The organism is Castellaniella sp. MT123, from assembly GCF_039614765.1.
GTDB lineage: Bacteria > Pseudomonadota > Gammaproteobacteria > Burkholderiales > Burkholderiaceae_B > Castellaniella.
This window is the reverse complement of sequence record NZ_CP154879.1, coordinates 2861699-2876354: the sequence shown is the minus strand read 5'-3', so window position 1 is coordinate 2876354 and position 14656 is coordinate 2861699. Positions and strand designations below refer to the sequence as shown.

At 66.7% G+C, this 14656-nt stretch carries 13 protein-coding genes and 1 riboswitch; of the genes, 3 read left to right on the top strand and 10 right to left on the bottom strand.

Annotated elements, in window-relative coordinates; translation table 11 throughout:
- Positions 1–10: 10 nt before the first annotated feature.
- Positions 11–1699, top strand: coding sequence for a DEAD/DEAH box helicase (locus ABCV34_RS13580; protein WP_345796750.1), 1689 nt, complete (start codon positions 11–13; stop codon positions 1697–1699).
- A gap of 140 nt (positions 1700–1839) precedes the next feature.
- The gene (locus ABCV34_RS13575) at positions 1840–3021 is read left to right on the top strand and encodes an SAM-dependent methyltransferase (RefSeq protein WP_345796749.1); all 1182 of its coding nucleotides are present in this window, start codon (positions 1840–1842) and stop codon (positions 3019–3021) included.
- Here the strand turns inward: ABCV34_RS13575 and murI are convergent.
- From murI to ABCV34_RS13560, 3 genes are read right to left on the bottom strand one after another with little or no spacing between them, the layout of a single operon-like run.
- Positions 3018–3896, bottom strand: coding sequence for a glutamate racemase (gene murI / locus ABCV34_RS13570; RefSeq protein ID WP_345796748.1), 879 nt, complete (start codon positions 3894–3896; stop codon positions 3018–3020). The genes ABCV34_RS13575 and murI overlap by 4 nt on opposite strands.
- Before the next feature lie 13 nt (positions 3897–3909).
- On the bottom strand, positions 3910–5088 hold the full coding sequence (locus tag ABCV34_RS13565) for a tRNA CCA-pyrophosphorylase (RefSeq protein WP_345798786.1): 1179 nt from the start codon (positions 5086–5088) through the stop codon (positions 3910–3912).
- Positions 5089–5144: 56 nt separating this feature from the next.
- Positions 5145–7361 carry a transglycosylase SLT domain-containing protein gene (locus ABCV34_RS13560; RefSeq protein ID WP_345796747.1) on the bottom strand — a complete coding sequence of 739 codons (2217 nt, stop codon included), beginning with the start codon at positions 7359–7361 and terminating at the stop codon, positions 5145–5147.
- A 34-nt stretch (positions 7362–7395) separates the two neighbouring features.
- Here ABCV34_RS13560 and ABCV34_RS13555 point away from each other — a divergent pair, with 34 nt between their 5' ends.
- The gene (locus tag ABCV34_RS13555; protein ID WP_345796746.1) at positions 7396–8031 is read left to right on the top strand and encodes a 5-formyltetrahydrofolate cyclo-ligase; all 636 of its coding nucleotides are present in this window, start codon (positions 7396–7398) and stop codon (positions 8029–8031) included.
- Here the strand turns inward: ABCV34_RS13555 and metF are convergent.
- From metF to gsiC, 7 genes are all read right to left on the bottom strand, one after another.
- On the bottom strand, positions 8028–8870 hold the full coding sequence (gene metF / locus ABCV34_RS13550; protein ID WP_345796745.1) for a methylenetetrahydrofolate reductase [NAD(P)H]: 843 nt from the start codon (positions 8868–8870) through the stop codon (positions 8028–8030). The genes ABCV34_RS13555 and metF overlap by 4 nt on opposite strands.
- Complete coding sequence (locus ABCV34_RS13545) at positions 8867–9205, bottom strand: phage holin family protein (protein WP_345798785.1); 339 nt, start codon at positions 9203–9205, stop codon at positions 8867–8869. Before ABCV34_RS13545 ends, metF begins: the two co-directional genes overlap by 4 nt.
- Positions 9206–9294: 89 nt before the next feature.
- Entirely contained in the window at positions 9295–10701 is a 1407-nt protein-coding gene (gene ahcY / locus ABCV34_RS13540) for an adenosylhomocysteinase (RefSeq protein ID WP_345796743.1), read from the bottom strand.
- A gap of 63 nt (positions 10702–10764) precedes the next feature.
- Positions 10765–10862: riboswitch (S-adenosyl-L-homocysteine riboswitch) on the bottom strand.
- Between the two features lie 31 nt (positions 10863–10893).
- Positions 10894–11712, bottom strand: coding sequence for a M55 family metallopeptidase (locus ABCV34_RS13535; RefSeq protein ID WP_345796742.1), 819 nt, complete (start codon positions 11710–11712; stop codon positions 10894–10896).
- Between the two features lie 12 nt (positions 11713–11724).
- Positions 11725–12813, bottom strand: coding sequence for a P1 family peptidase (locus ABCV34_RS13530; protein ID WP_345796741.1), 1089 nt, complete (start codon positions 12811–12813; stop codon positions 11725–11727).
- The gene (gene gsiD, locus ABCV34_RS13525; RefSeq protein WP_345796740.1) at positions 12813–13706 is read right to left on the bottom strand and encodes a glutathione ABC transporter permease GsiD; all 894 of its coding nucleotides are present in this window, start codon (positions 13704–13706) and stop codon (positions 12813–12815) included. Before gsiD ends, ABCV34_RS13530 begins: the two co-directional genes overlap by 1 nt.
- Before the next feature lie 9 nt (positions 13707–13715).
- The gene (gene gsiC, locus ABCV34_RS13520) at positions 13716–14636 is read right to left on the bottom strand and encodes a glutathione ABC transporter permease GsiC (RefSeq protein WP_345796739.1); all 921 of its coding nucleotides are present in this window, start codon (positions 14634–14636) and stop codon (positions 13716–13718) included.
- Positions 14637–14656 lie beyond the last annotated feature (20 nt).

Here is a 14656-nt window from a genome sequence, read left to right as displayed (position 1 = left end):
CAAGGAAATCATGTCTTTCGACTCTCTGGGGCTCGGCCCCAAGCTCGTGTCCGCCCTTCGCGAACAGGGCATCGACACCCCCACCTCCGTCCAGTCCGCCGCCATCCCGAAAGCACTGGCCGGCCACGACCTGATGGTGTCCTCGCAGACCGGCAGCGGCAAGACCGCCGCCTTCATGCTGCCCGCGCTGGAACGCCTGAGCCACAATACCGGCACGGGCGGACGTGGTGTGCAGGTGCTGGTCCTGGCCCCGACGCGGGAACTGGCCATGCAGGTTGCCGACGCCACCCGCGGCTATGCCAAGAACATTGACGGGCTGCGCATCGCCACCGTGGTTGGCGGCATGCCCTACGGCGCCCAGATCAAGTCCCTGTCGCGCCGCGTGGATGTCCTGGTGGCCACGCCCGGCCGACTGCTCGACCATCTGCAGGCACGTCGTGTGAACCTGTCCACGGTGCAGACCCTGGTGCTGGACGAAGCCGACCGCATGCTGGACATGGGCTTCATCGAAGACATCGAAACCATCGTCGCCGCGACCCCGGCCGATCGCCAGACCCTGCTGTTCTCGGCCACGCTGGACGGCACGGTCGCGAAGCTGGCTGCCAATCTGATGCGCGAACCGCAGCGCATCGAGATCACCGCGCCCCACCAGAAACACACGAACATCACGCAACACCTGCTGTATGCCGACGACAAGGCGCACAAGCTGCGCCTGCTGGACCACCTGCTGCGCGACACCAGTCTGGATCAGGCCATCGTCTTCACCGCCACCAAACGCGGCGCCGACGACCTGGCGGACCATCTGTCCGAAGAAGGCTTCTCGGCAGCGGCCCTGCATGGCGACATGAATCAGCGCCAGCGCACGCGCACTCTGGGCCTGATGCAGAACGGCCGCGTCCGCGTGCTGGTGGCCACCGATGTGGCCGCGCGCGGCATCGACGTGCAGACCATCACCCATGCCGTGAATTACGACCTGCCCCTGCAGGCCGAAGACTACGTGCACCGCATCGGCCGCACTGGCCGCGCCGGGCGCGACGGCCAGGCGATCACGCTGGCCGTCCACGCGGAACGCCACAAGGTGCGCCGCATCGAACACTTCATCGGCCAGGCCATCCCTTCGGAAACCATCCCGGGGCTGGAGCCGCAACGGTCCGTGCGCCCGACCTGGAAGGATCGTCCGAGCAAAGACGGCCGCCCATCCGGTGGCAAATCCGGGTACCAGGGCCGCAAGCCCTGGCAGCAGGATCGCGACCAGGCGTCGGCCGGATCGGACACCCGCAAGCCCTGGAACAACGATCGTGGCGCGGCGGGCAAGCCGTGGCAGAAAGAGCGCGATGCCGCCACGGGCGGCAAGCCGTGGAACCAGGATCGCAACGCAGCCGGCAGACCGTGGCAGAAGGACCGCGACGCAGCTGGCAGCAAACCCTGGCACCGGGACACGGCAACCGGCGAAAACGGCGAATCGCGTCCGGCACGCCCATCGCATCATGCGGCGCGGCCGGCGCGTACAGCAGAGTTCCGATCGACTGACGAGTCGCGTCCGGCCTCCCGCGACGGGTACGCCCGCCGTCCGGAAGGACGCGCCGACCATGGCAAGCGCACTTCCCGCCCGGAGCATGCCGGCGCCAAGTCCGGCTTCAAGCGGCAAGACCGACAGGATTCGGGCAAAAAACCTGCCCAACGGCCCCGTTTTGCGTGATATCGCCTCTGCCCTGACGAAACACGGGTAATACCCGTCATGTTCCGAAGGGAAACGCAATCACCAACCGAAGCACCAGAACGCCCCGGGAACCATCGAACGGTTCCCGGGGCGTTTTTCCACCTGCTATGCTTCGCCCCATGATCGAATTGCCCACCGTCCAGATACCCTCCGGCCTGCCGGAACCCGATGCCGATGCCCGTGCCCATGGCGCCCGTGTCCAGGCCATGCTGGTCCGACGCATCGAAGAAGCCGGCGGCTGGCTGCCGTTCGATGCCTGGATGCAGGCCGCGCTCTACGAGCCGGGCCTGGGCTACTACAGTGCGGGCAGCGCAAAATTTCAGCGCCAGGGCGACTTCACCACCGCGCCGGAAACCAGTCCCCTGTTCGGGCAGGCGCTGGCACCCCAGGTGGCGCAGATCCTGCACGGCAGCCAGAGCCGGACCGTGCTGGAATTCGGCGCCGGATCCGGCGCCTTGGCCGCCGCCCTGATCCCGGCGCTACAAGATCTGGGCATCCGGGTCGAATACCGGATCCTGGAATTGTCCGCCGATCTGCGGGTCCGCCAGCAAGCCCGCCTGGCCCCCTGGGGCGACCAGGTTCGATGGCTCGATACCCTGCCCACCATCTTTGAAGGCTGCGTACTGGCCAACGAGGTGCTGGACGCCATGCCCGCCATGCTGTTCCAGTGGAATGCCGCAGGCGATCCGGATCTGTTGGGCGTCGAACTCGATCCCGACGCCCAGGGGCCAAGCCCGTTTCGCTGGTCAGCGCGACCCGCGCCGGCCGACGTTGCATCGGTCATCGGCAACCGCATGCCGCCGCTGCCCGGCTACCGGTCCGAAATCAACCCGCAGGCCGAAGCCTGGATACGCGACCTGGGCCGCTGGCTGCGGCGCGGCGCCGCGCTGCTCATCGACTATGGTTTTCCACAAGCCGAGTACTACCACCCCCAGCGCCTGCAAGGCACCCTGATGTGCCACTTTCGCCATCATGCGCACGATCAGCCCTTGATCCTTGCCGGCCTGCAGGACATCACCGCACACGTGGACTTCACCGCCATGGCCGATGCCGCCCTGGACGGCGGTCTGGACGTGCTGGGCTATACGTCCCAGGCGCGTTTCCTGATGAATGCCGGCCTGACGGATCTGATCCGTGCCCCGGGCGAGGATCCAGCGCTGCGCGCGCGCCAGTTGACCGCCCTGAACACCCTGCTGTCCGAAGCCGAGATGGGGGAACTGTTCAAGGTGCTGGCGATCGGCCGTGACCTGGATGACCCGTTGCTGGGTTTTGCCCGGGGCGACCGGCGAGACCGGCTTTAAGCCTCGCGCCTCTCGAACCCTGCCTGCCCGACGGACACCCCCGCCAGGCGCCCTGTTCCGCCTGCAACCTGCAGTCCAAAACTGTTCAGCAACCGCCGGGTCGCGAAGTCCGGCTGGCCGCCGGTCAGCAGGGCAACGTCGTCCGCATCCGGATGCAGCGCCTGCTCGGCGTGTGGCAGCAGGCTGCGGGCCCGGCGGGCGATGGCTTCGGCGGGATCCAGCCAGTCCACCGGCCAGGGCGCCAAGCGCCGGAACACATTGGCCAGGAACGGATAATGTGTGCAACCCAGCACGACGATGTCCGTCCGGACGGGCCCATCTTCCACGAAACACGGCTCGATTTCGGCCCGGATCCGCGCGTCGGGAACTGGCCGGCCGCGCAGGTAATCCTCGGCCAGCTGCGCCAGCACCGATGACCCGACCAGCCGCACCTGGCACTTTGAGGCAAAGGACTGGATCAGACGATGCGTATAGTCGCGCCGGACGGTGCCTGGCGTGGCCAGGACCGAGACCAGCCCGGATCGCGTCCGCTCGGCGGCCGGCTTGATCGCGGGCACCGTCCCGACGAACGTCATGCCGGGATACGCAGCCCGCAAGGCCGCACCCGCGACCGTGAACGCCGTATTGCAGGCCACCAGGCACAGGACCGGATCATGCGCACGCAGCAGATCCCCGAACAGATCGACGATGTGATCCCGTAAATCCTGCTCGGCCCAGTCGCCATACGGAAACGCGGCGTCATCGGCGACATACAGAAACCGCCGCTCCGGAATCAGCACCCGCGCCTCGCGCAATACGGTCAGGCCGCCGACGCCGGAATCGAACACGAGGACGGGCCGGTCCGGATCGGCGCACGAATCAGAAAGGGAAGGCATGGTCAGGCACCTGTCATCCGGCCAACACTGTCAGTGCGCGCAGCCGTGCCGCCCCGAGGTCATCACGGATCCGCGCCGCATCCCCACCCGCCGCTCGCGCGATCGCGCCGGCATCCACGGATCGCACGGCATCCAGACGACGCGACCATGCCGCGACATCCACATCGCCGCGGACACAATCGGCTGCGGCCAGCAGCGCCAGACAGCGGTCCGGGCGGCGCAGGGCATCACAGGATTCCAGCAGCGCCAGCCAGGCGGCGGGCCCGCCCTGCGCCGAATCACCACCCGCGACCGAGGACCCCGCCCGGACACCGGCGTCTGGCTGCGCGGCAGCGCGCGCGATACCGGCCAACCGATCCAGCACAACGGGCAGCAGCCGCGCCAGGTCGCGACATGCCGACGGCGCCCGCAACCGATTCTGCAGGTCGGGGGCGGACTTCCGGCACAACAGCGCATGGCGTTGGGCCAGGTCCAGCCTCCGGGCGGCCGCACACGCCAGCCCGGCTGACACCTCGGCATCCCAGACCAGCCCCGGCGCGACACGCGCCAACGCGCCACATTCCACCAGGACGTCCAGCATCCGCCCCGGATGCCCTGTCATCAGTCCCTTGGCGAATTCCTGCCAGACCCGTTCGGGCACCAGGGCATCGACCTCGCCATTGCGCACCAGCGCGCGGCACATGTCCAGGGTTTCAGGTGCGATGGAAAAATCGTGGAAGCGCGCCGCGAACCGCGCCAGCCGCAGCAGCCGCACGGGATCCTCGACAAAGGCCGAGCCGACATGACGCAGGATGCGCGCCCGCACGTCCGCCACCCCGCCCAGAGGATCGATCAGCGTGCCGTCGGGCATCCGGGCAATGGCGTTGACGGTCAGATCGCGGCGGCGCAGATCGTCTTCCAGGGTCACATCCTGGCCCGCATGAAAAACAAACCCCCGGTAGCCGCGCCCCGATTTGCGCTCGGTGCGCGCCAAGGCGTATTCCTCGCGGGTATCGGGATGCAGGAAAACCGGAAAATCCCCACCGACCGGCGTAAAGCCGCGCGCCGCCAGGGTTTCGGGCATTGCGCCGACCACCACCCAGTCGCGATCGCCGGCAGGCAGCCCCAGCAAGGCATCGCGCACGGCACCACCGACGATATAGACATCCAGCCCGGCGGTTGCGGGATCATCCCGCCCCCTGTTGCCGGAAATGTCGTTGTTCCCCTTCCCGTCGTCCCGCGTCGACGCCACCGGGCCAGACCAGCGGATCACGGCATTGCCGTCCGTACCCCATCGGCGGGGCTGATCGTGCCCAGACGCGCCTTGAGCGAATCCGGTTTGCCCGAGAACAGCATCGAATACCAGACGGCATTGGACAGGACGTTCTTCACGTACAGCCGGGTTTCGGTGAAGGGAATGGTCTCGGCGAAGATGGCGCCTTCGACGGGCGCCTGCAACTGGGCACGCCAGCGCTTGGGGCGCCCCGGACCGGCGTTGTAGCCGGCCGTCGCCAGCAACTGCGAGCCGCCCAGCCCTTGCAGCACCATGTTCATGTAGCTGGTGCCCAGCACGGTATTGGTGTCGAAATCGTTCACCTGATCGGGGGTGAAGTCCTTCAGGCCGATCTTGCGCGCCACGTATCTGGCGGTCGCCGGCATCAGCTGCATCAGGCCCGAGGCCCCGACGTGGGAACGCGCATCCATGATGAAGCGCGATTCCTGGCGGATCAGGCCATAGACCCACGCGGGATCCAGATCGATCTGACGCGCCTTGGCGGCGACACGCCCCTCGAACGGCGCGATGAAACGCTGGCCGAAATCGACGACATGCTTCGTCTGCAGCGAGGTGTTGACGACCCGATCGAAAATCTGCCGCTCGCGGGCGAATTCCGCCGCTGCCCGCAGCTGCGGATCGCTCATGCCCCGCAGGGTGAAGTTCCATTCCGGCACCGCCTCGCGCCGCCAGCCCAGGTCGAACAGCGCCACCGCGCGCTCCAGACCCGGATTGGCGCGAGCCTGTGCCACCCAGGTCGGATCCAGCGGCGCGGGTGTGATGGGCAGGCTGGGTGTGCGGCCCAGTTCTTCGGTGGCCAGCTGGCCATAGAATCCGAAGTCGCCGGCGATGGATTCGTAATACTGGCGCGCCGCCTGATCGTTGCCCTGTGCCGCCAGCGCGCGGCCATACCAGTAGCGCCACACGGGCTCGTCCGCCTGCCGGCCGGTCATCTTGCGGATCGCCGCGGCCACCCGGTCCCACTGGATAGGCGAAGCGCGCAGTTCGGCGCGAACTTCCCAGGCATGATTGAAATCCGTCATCGGCACGAAGCCTGATTCCCGGTACCAGCGGGCGGCATCCGGATCCACGTCCAGCGCGGCCGCCAGCCCGAACTGCCCCCAGACCCACTGCAGGTCGGATTTGGGCATCCAGCGGGCCCACCGATCCTGGATGTACCGCGCCGCATCCAGGCGATCGTCGCTGCGCGCCAGGCGCGACAGCGCCACCGTGTCCAGCTCGAAATCCGTCGCCGAGTGCGGCTGCGGACGCGATTCGAGCCATTTGCGCGGGTTTTTCATCAGCGCGGCGAACTGCACCATGGCGGCATCGTCAAATACCACGGACGCCATCCGGCTGATGTCGCCGGCCTTGCCCGATTCCAGCGTATCGCGCAGCAAGCCGTTGAGTTCCTTGCGGCTGAGCACGTGGTCCGTATTGACCTGGTCGAGCAGGCTCCAGCAATCGGTATTCGGCTTGAAGACGTCGATGACGTCAGCCGCCTTCGCACGCTTGCCGGTCAGGTGGCGGGCCAGCAGCTGGGCGCACTGCACGGCGGCGGATGGATCCTGCACCGGGGCGATGCGCAGGACCTGGGCGTAGTCCCCCGCGCGGGCGGATGCCAGGATCCAGTCGGCGCGAATGCGGTCGCCCAGATAGGTATCCCGCGTGTCATTCAGGAATTTCTGGACTTCGGCTTGCGGCACCGGCATGGCCGGATCCTGCAGGCGCTGGCGCAAGGACCAGTAGCGTGGATAGATCCCCAACACCGGATCGGCGGCGGCCACGGGCACCAGTTGGTCCAGATCGGCCCAGCGGCGCTTGCGCATCGCGTCGTACGCATCCTGCACGGCCTGACGCGCCGCGGGCGGTACGGTCGGGGATACGTACGCCGGCACCACCGGGGGTGCTGGCTGGGACACCGCCGGCCTGGCGCCCGTCGGGGCGCCTATTGGTGCATTCGCCGAACCCGCCAGCGCGGTCGTCGGGGCATCCGCGGATTTCGACGGCGCGGCCACCGCCACGCGGGGCGCCTCGCCCGCCTGCTCTTCGGCTGCCGTCGGGGCCTGCGCTCCCGCGCAGCCGCTGAGACCCAGCGTGGCCGTCAGCCCCAGCGCCAGCATGCGCCGGCGGGACGCGGGGGCCTCACGCCCCCGGACAAGATCCCCGGACCGGCCGAGAAACCCCGGATACCTTAGAATGTCCAACCACATGTGCCACCCCACGCCAACCGCAACAGCCTGCCCTATGAACCAGAACGCACAGGATACCGCAGTCCCCCTACGGAAGCGACTCAAACAGCGCCGCGCCGCACTCCCCGAATCCGACCGGGACCGGGGCGCCTTGCTGATCCGCGGCCGCCTGTACACCTGGCTGGCCAGCCAGCGGACCCGCCGGCTTGAAACCGGCCGCCCGGACGTACGCCACATCGCCGCCTTCTGGGCGATGGACGACGAGCCCGCCCTGGAAGGGCTGCTGCGCCAATGGGCCGAAGACGAATCGCTGACCGTATCCCTGCCGGTCGTCACCGCCCCGGACAGCCCCTTGTCCTTTCATCTGTGGACACCCGACACCCCGATGCAGGCAGGCGCCTATGGCATCCAGGAACCCGACGGCCCGACAGCGCCGGCGCCGGATCTGATTCTGGTGCCCACCCTGGGCTTCACGCGCCAGGGCGACCGCCTGGGCTATGGCGGCGGGTACTACGACCGCACGCTGGCGGCCCTGAAGGCCGGCGGCCATGCGTTCACCACGATCGGCATTGCCTGGGCCTGCGGGGATCTCAGTGGGGAATCCTACACACCCGCCCCGCACGACGTCCGGCTGGACGCCATCCTGACGGACAAGGGGTGGGCGCTGCCGGCGCCCGATCTGTCGGCCTAAGAACCGAGCCCCAGGTTGTCGCAGATCTGTACCACCGCATCCGCGTTGTTCAGCGTATAGAAATGCACCCCCGGCGCCCCCTGCTCCAGCAAGCGGGACGCCAGGGCGGTCACCATATCGACGCCAAATGCGCGAATCGACGCCTTGTCGTCGCCGAAATCCTGCAGCCGCAGCCGCACCCAGCGGGGGATTTCCGCGCCGCACATGGCGGAAAACCGTGCCAGCTGCGTGTAATTGGTCACCGGCATGATGCCCGGCGTGATGGGGATATCCACCCCGTGCGCCCGCACGCGATCCACGAAATCGAAGTACGCGTCCGGATTGAAGAAATACTGGGTGATGGCGCCATTGGCGCCGGCCCGCACCTTGTCCACGAAATACCCCAGATCACGCTCGGCGCTTTCCGCCTGGGGGTGCATTTCCGGATAGGCGGCGACCTCGATGTGAAACGCGTCGCCGTAGTGTTCGCGCACGAAATGCACCAGTTCACTGGCATGATGCAAGTCGCCCGTGTCGCCCCCCATACCCGACGGCAGGTCGCCGCGCAGGGTCACCAGACGACGGATACCGCGGTTGCGGTAATTATCCAGAATGGCGTGCAGGTCTGCGCGGGTCGCGCCGATGCACGACAGATGCGGCGCCACGTCGGTGCCCAGGTTGCGCAGCATCTGCACGGTATCGAGCGTGCCGGTGCGGGTCGAACCGCCGGCCCCGAAGGTGACGCTGACGTAGGCCGGGTTCAGCGCCGCCAGCCGCTTGGCCGAACGCACCAGGCGTTCCTGGGCGGCAATGTCGCGCGGCGGAAAGTATTCCAGGCTGAGAATGGACTTCGAACTCATGAAAGCAACAATCCGGAAAGCGCCGTCGACACGATGCTGTAGACGATGGCGCCGATCACCGCCCACCAGAAGCCATCGACCTGGAACCCTTTCAGGATCGAGCCGGCGAACCAGAACACCAGAGCATTGAGCACGATCAGGAAAAGGCCCAGCGTGACCACGGTCAGCGGCAGGGTCAGGAGGATCAGGAGCGGCTTGATGAGGGTATTGAGCAACCCCAGCACCAGCGCGGCGATCAGCGCCGAACCGAACGAGGCCACGGTGATCCCGGGCAGGATGTACGCCACCACCAGCAAGGCGACAGCATTCAGGATCCAGACGAGCAGCAGCATGATGAACCTCCACACGAAAAGTCAGGCGGACACCCCACCGGGACGCCGCATCCGGGATTCCAGGCCGTCCGGTCTGAAATCCCGGGCGATGATCAATAGCGGTAATGACCGGGCTTGAACGGGCCGTTGACCGGCACGCCGATGTAATCGGCCTGCTTGTCCGACAGCGTCGTCAGGCGCACGCCCAGTTTCTTCAGGTGCAGACGGGCGACCTTTTCGTCCAGATGCTTGGGCAGCACGTAGACCTGGCCGGTCTTGTACTGCTCGCCGCGCGTGAACAGTTCGATCTGCGCGATGGTCTGGTTGGTGAAGGACGCCGACATCACGAAGGACGGGTGGCCCGTGGCGCAGCCCAGGTTCACCAGGCGGCCCTTGGCCAGCAGGATGATGCGCTTGCCGTCCGGGAAAATGATGTGATCGACCTGGGGCTTGATCTCTTCCCAGGGCAGGTCCTCCACGGAGGCCACGTTGATTTCGCTATCGAAGTGGCCGATGTTGCAGACGATGGCCTGATCCTTCATGCGATACAGGTGTTCGCGGTCGATCACGTGGTAGTTGCCGGTGGCCGTCACGAACATGTCGGCCTGCTCCACCACGTCCGGATCGTTCAGGTCGACGACGCGATAGCCTTCCATGGACGCCTGCAGGGCGCAGATGGGATCGACTTCCGTCACCCAGACCTGGGCGCGCAGCGCGGCCAGCGCCTGGGCGCAGCCCTTGCCCACGTCGCCAAAGCCGCAGACCACGGCGATCTTGCCCGCGACCATCACGTCGGTGGCGCGCTTGATGCCGTCCACCAGGGATTCGCGGCAGCCGTACAGATTGTCGAACTTGGACTTGGTCACGGAATCGTTGACGTTGATCGCCGGGATCTTCAGGTCGCCGCGCTGCGACATCTGGTACAGGCGGTGCACGCCGGTGGTGGTTTCCTCGGTCACGCCCCGGATCCGCGCCAGACGGGTCGAATACCATTTCGGGTCGCGCGCCAGTTGCGCCTTGATGGCGGCGAACAGCACGCGCTCTTCCTCGTTGTCCGGCTTGGCGATGACCGACGGATCGGACTCGGCCCGCGAGCCCAGGTGCAGCAGCAGCGTGGCATCGCCGCCATCGTCCAGAATCATGTTGGCCTGCTCGCCCTGCCAGTCGAAGATGCGGTGCGTGTACTGCCAGTAGTCTTCCAGGGACTCGCCCTTGACGGCGAACACCGGGGTGCCGCCGGCCGCGATCGCAGCCGCAGCATGGTCCTGGGTGGAAAAAATGTTGCACGAGGCCCAGCGGACCTCGGCGCCCAGCGCCTTCAGGGTCTCGATCAGCACAGCCGTCTGGATGGTCATGTGCAGGCTGCCGGCGATGCGCGCGCCCTTCAGCGGTTGCGACGCGGCGAATTCCTCGCGCGTGGCCATCAGGCCCGGCATTTCGGTTTCGGCGATGGAGATTTCACGGCGGCCCCAGTCGGCCAGGGCGATGTCGGCGATGACGTAGTCGTGTGCAGTGCTCATGGTGTTCCTGTAGAGCCTGCGCGGCCGGGGCGGCGGTTGCCGCCCATCCCTGCCCGCGCAGGGCAACGATGGGCGCCGTTCATGAAGAAGGTTCCTGAGCCTGGCGGCCCGCTGAGTCGGCCATCCAGGCCGGCGGGGCCGGTGCAGCGCCCCTCAGGAAAGGGGGTCATTATAAACGAAGCGCTCCCAGCGTCAGTGCAGCATGAAGGACATGGCCGACAGGCAGTTCAACATGCGGATCAACGATTCCATGCTGGGCGCTTCGAACGCCACGGTCGTCCCGTCGATACGCTCCAGTGCCGGCCACTGGCAGAACAGATCGGCCAGGCCGGGGTCCTGTGCCACCAGCTCGCAGCGATACCGGGACCCCGGCAAGGGCACCGACCGCAAGGACGCCACCCCCGCCATTGCCTGGGCTGCGGCGGATCGAATGGCCTGCACGGACTGCGCCGGCGTCAACGTGACGCAGGTCGCCCGCCCTTGAGATTGCTTGGTTTCGACGGTCAGCGCTCCGGGGAAGCGCGACCGGGTATCGGCGATGAAAGCATCGTCGCCGCACATGAGCGCGACCGGCACCCCATGTTCGGCCGCCAGCGCGCCGTACAGCCCCGCCTCGTTGAGTTCCTGGCCGTTGACCGACACGCGATGGAAGGCGAAGCTGCTGATCGTATGCGCCAGGACGCCCGGCCGCCCCGCGCCCGCGTGATAGCCCACGAGAAAGACCGCATCGCAGCCTTCCACACCCGACATCATCCCCAGGTAACGGGGTTTTCCGGTCACCATGCGCGCCCGGGGATCCATCCCGTCGGGCAGCAGATTGCGAAAGCCGCCGTGGGAATCGTTGACGATCACCTCGTCGGCGCCGCCATCGAACGCCCCCAGGACTGCCGCATTGGCTTCGGCCGTCATCCAGGCACGCGCCCGCTCGTATTCGGGATTGCCCGTACGGCATTGCTCCACGTGGGTGACGCCCGCCACCCCCTCGATATCCACCGACACCAGAATCTTCACGATCAATCCTCGTCAATCATTCATCAACGACTGCGCCCATCCGGGCCACAGTTCGCGTACCGCGTGGCGCACATGACCGTCGCGCCCCCGTACGGTTTCCGCGGCCCAGAGCGCATGGATGATGCTCTGTTCGACAGATTCCGCGGCCGCTTCGAACAAGGCGTCCATCCGGGACTCATGCAACATCGCCTGGTCCGGCATGGCCGACCGCGGATGATACGGAATCCGGTAGGCCGTGCTGAACGCCAGCGCAATATCGCCGCTGCCGTGTCCATACACCGAGCCGGTCCGGGCAAGCCCCGCCGCCGCGCGGCGCGACAGGCGGCCCAGCTGCCGGGTATCCAGGGGGGCGTCGGTCGCCAGCACCAGGATGATGGATCCCTTGTCCGGCGCCACGGTGGGCACCGGCTGCGACAGGTCCCGCAGGCGCTGCGCCAGCGGACCACCCACCTGCTTGCCCGCCACGGTCAGATTCGCCAGCCGGCCGAAATTGGCCAGCACCAAAACACCCACCGTGTGCTCCAGGCCATCATCCCACCTGGCCACCCGCGACGCCGAACCGATCCCGCCCTTCAGCTGGCAGCAGGACATTCCGCGCCCGGCGCCGACACTCCCCTGCGCAAACGTGTCCGCCGCCGCATCGAATGCCCGGACATAATCGGCCTCGCCCAGCGCCAGCGCCTGGATGTCATTGAGGTAGCCGTCGTTGCATTCCATGACCAGCGGGTTCACCGTGGCCCATTCGCGCCCGATCTCCGGATGACGCGCGATAGCCTGACGGATCTGGGCCGTGGACACCGCTCCGACGGAAAACGTGTTGGTGAGCGCAATGGGCGTTTCGATGACACCCAGTTCCTGCAGCTGGACCAATCCGACACTCTTGCCAAAGCCATTGATCACGGTCGACGCAGCGGGCACCCGATCCAGGAAGAGATCGCCGGAATCCGGCCGCACCACCGTGATGCCCGTCTGGCGCGGCCCATCCGCCAACGTCATGTGCCCCACCGTCACGCCAGCCACATCGCAGATCGTATCCCTGGCGGCGCTCGGCAGAACGCCCACCCGGGGGGCCCACGGTTTGAAGGTATCGATATCGGTCATCACTGTTCGATCTTGGGATCCAGGGCGTCACGCAGGCCATCTCCCAGCAGATTGAAGGCCAGCACGGTCAGAAAGATGGCCATCGCCGGAACCAGCGCCACGTGTGGCGCGATCAGCATGTCGGCGCGCGCTTCGTTCAGCATGGCGCCCCACTCCGGAGTCGGCGGCTGCGCGCCCAGCCCCAGGAAGGAAAGGCTGGCCGCCGTGATGATGGACGTGCCGATCCGCATCGTGCCATACACCACGATGGGCGAAATGGTACCCGGCAGAATATGACGTACGAGGATGACCCAGTCCGAAGCCCCGATGCTGCGCATCGCCTCGATGTAGGTCATGTGCTTGATCGCCAGGGTGCTGCCGCGCACCAGGCGCGCGAACGCCGGCACGCTGAAGATCGCCACGGCGATGATGACGTTGGCCATGCTGGACCCCAATACCGCCACCACGCCGATGGCCAGCAGGATGCCCGGAAACGCCAGCAGGACGTCGGACAGACGCATCGTGATCCGGTCCCACCAGCCCTCGTAGTACCCGGCCAGCAGTCCCAGGACCGTCCCCACCAGAGCCCCCAGCGCCACCGACACGAAGCCCGCGGCCAGCGAAATGCGCGCTCCCATCAGGATCCGGCTGAAAATGTCCCGTCCGAGCGCATCCACGCCCAGCCAATGGGTCAGATTGGGGGGGTAGTTGAGCTGATCGTAATCGAAGTAGTCCTCGGCATCGAACGGCACGATCCCGGGTGCCGCGATGGCGACCAGGATGAGCAGCAGCACGAAGGCCCCGGCCCACATCGCCAGCTTCTGCTTGCGGAACTTGCGCCAGAATTCCCGCAGCGGCGTGCGTACACGGGCGTTGTCGGGCACGGCGGCCGGGGCCGATACGATCGTCGTCACAGTGCACTCCTACCGATAGCGGATGGTGGGGTTGATGAAGCCGTAGAGCACATCGACCACGAGGTTGATGAGAATGAACTCCAGAGAAAACAGCAGGATGAGCCCCTGGATGACGGGATAGTCGCGCATGGTGACCGAATCGATCAGCAGGCTGCCCATGCCCGGCCAGGCGAACACGACTTCCACGACGATGGAGCCGCCCAGCAGAAAGCCGAACTGCAGACCCATCATGGTCACGACCGGGATGAGCGCATTGCGAAACGTATGCTTGACGATCACGACGCGCTCCGCCAGCCCCTTGGCGCGCGCCGTGCGCACGTAGTCTTCCTGCATGACTTCGATGAACGCCGCCCGCGTGAAGCGGGCCATCACGGCGGCCACGCCCGCCCCCAGGGTGATCGAAGGCAGGACGTAATTTTTCCAACCGTCCGCGCCGACGACCGGGAACCAGCCCAGGCCCACGGCGAAGATCTGGATCAGCACCATGCCCAGGGCAAAGGCGGGAAACGAAATCCCGGAAACGGCCAGCGTCATGCCGGCATGATCCGGCAGCCTGTTGCGCCAGACCGCCGAAGCCACCCCGATGACCAGGCCGAAGATCACGGACCACACCATGCTGGTGAGCGTCAACCAGAACGTGGGCATGAAGCGCTCGGAGATTTCAATCGTGACGGGCCGTTTGGTGCGCAGCGAATCACCCAGATCGCCATGCAGGAAATGATCCACGTAGCGCACGAATTGCTGGGGCAGCGGCAGATCCAGCCCAAGCTGATGGCGCACGAGATCGACGGTTTCCTGATTGGCCTCCGGCCCGGCGGCCAGACGCGCCGGGTCGCCAGGCAATGCATGGACGAACAGGAAGACCACGACCATGACCAGCAGCAAGGTCGGGATCATGCCCAGAAGGCGCCGGATGATATAGCTGAACATAATTCGAGCTCGGAAGGAGG

Excerpts from the sequence above, each read along its gene's own strand:
- murI (WP_345796748.1), bottom strand. The coding sequence starts at position 3,896 with ATGCCTTCCCTTTCTGATTCGTGCGCCGATCCGGACCGGCCCGTCCTC.
- ABCV34_RS13530 (WP_345796741.1), bottom strand. The coding sequence starts at position 12,813 with ATGACCGATATCGATACCTTCAAACCGTGGGCCCCCCGGGTGGGCGTT.
- ABCV34_RS13580 (WP_345796750.1), top strand. The coding sequence starts at position 11 with ATGTCTTTCGACTCTCTGGGGCTCGGCCCCAAGCTCGTGTCCGCCCTT.
- ABCV34_RS13575 (WP_345796749.1), top strand. The coding sequence starts at position 1,840 with ATGATCGAATTGCCCACCGTCCAGATACCCTCCGGCCTGCCGGAACCC.
- gsiC (WP_345796739.1), bottom strand. The coding sequence starts at position 14,636 with ATGTTCAGCTATATCATCCGGCGCCTTCTGGGCATGATCCCGACCTTG.
- ahcY (WP_345796743.1), bottom strand. The coding sequence starts at position 10,701 with ATGAGCACTGCACACGACTACGTCATCGCCGACATCGCCCTGGCCGAC.
- metF (WP_345796745.1), bottom strand. The coding sequence starts at position 8,870 with ATGAGTTCGAAGTCCATTCTCAGCCTGGAATACTTTCCGCCGCGCGAC.
- ABCV34_RS13560 (WP_345796747.1), bottom strand. The coding sequence starts at position 7,361 with ATGTGGTTGGACATTCTAAGGTATCCGGGGTTTCTCGGCCGGTCCGGG.
- ABCV34_RS13555 (WP_345796746.1), top strand. The coding sequence starts at position 7,396 with ATGAACCAGAACGCACAGGATACCGCAGTCCCCCTACGGAAGCGACTC.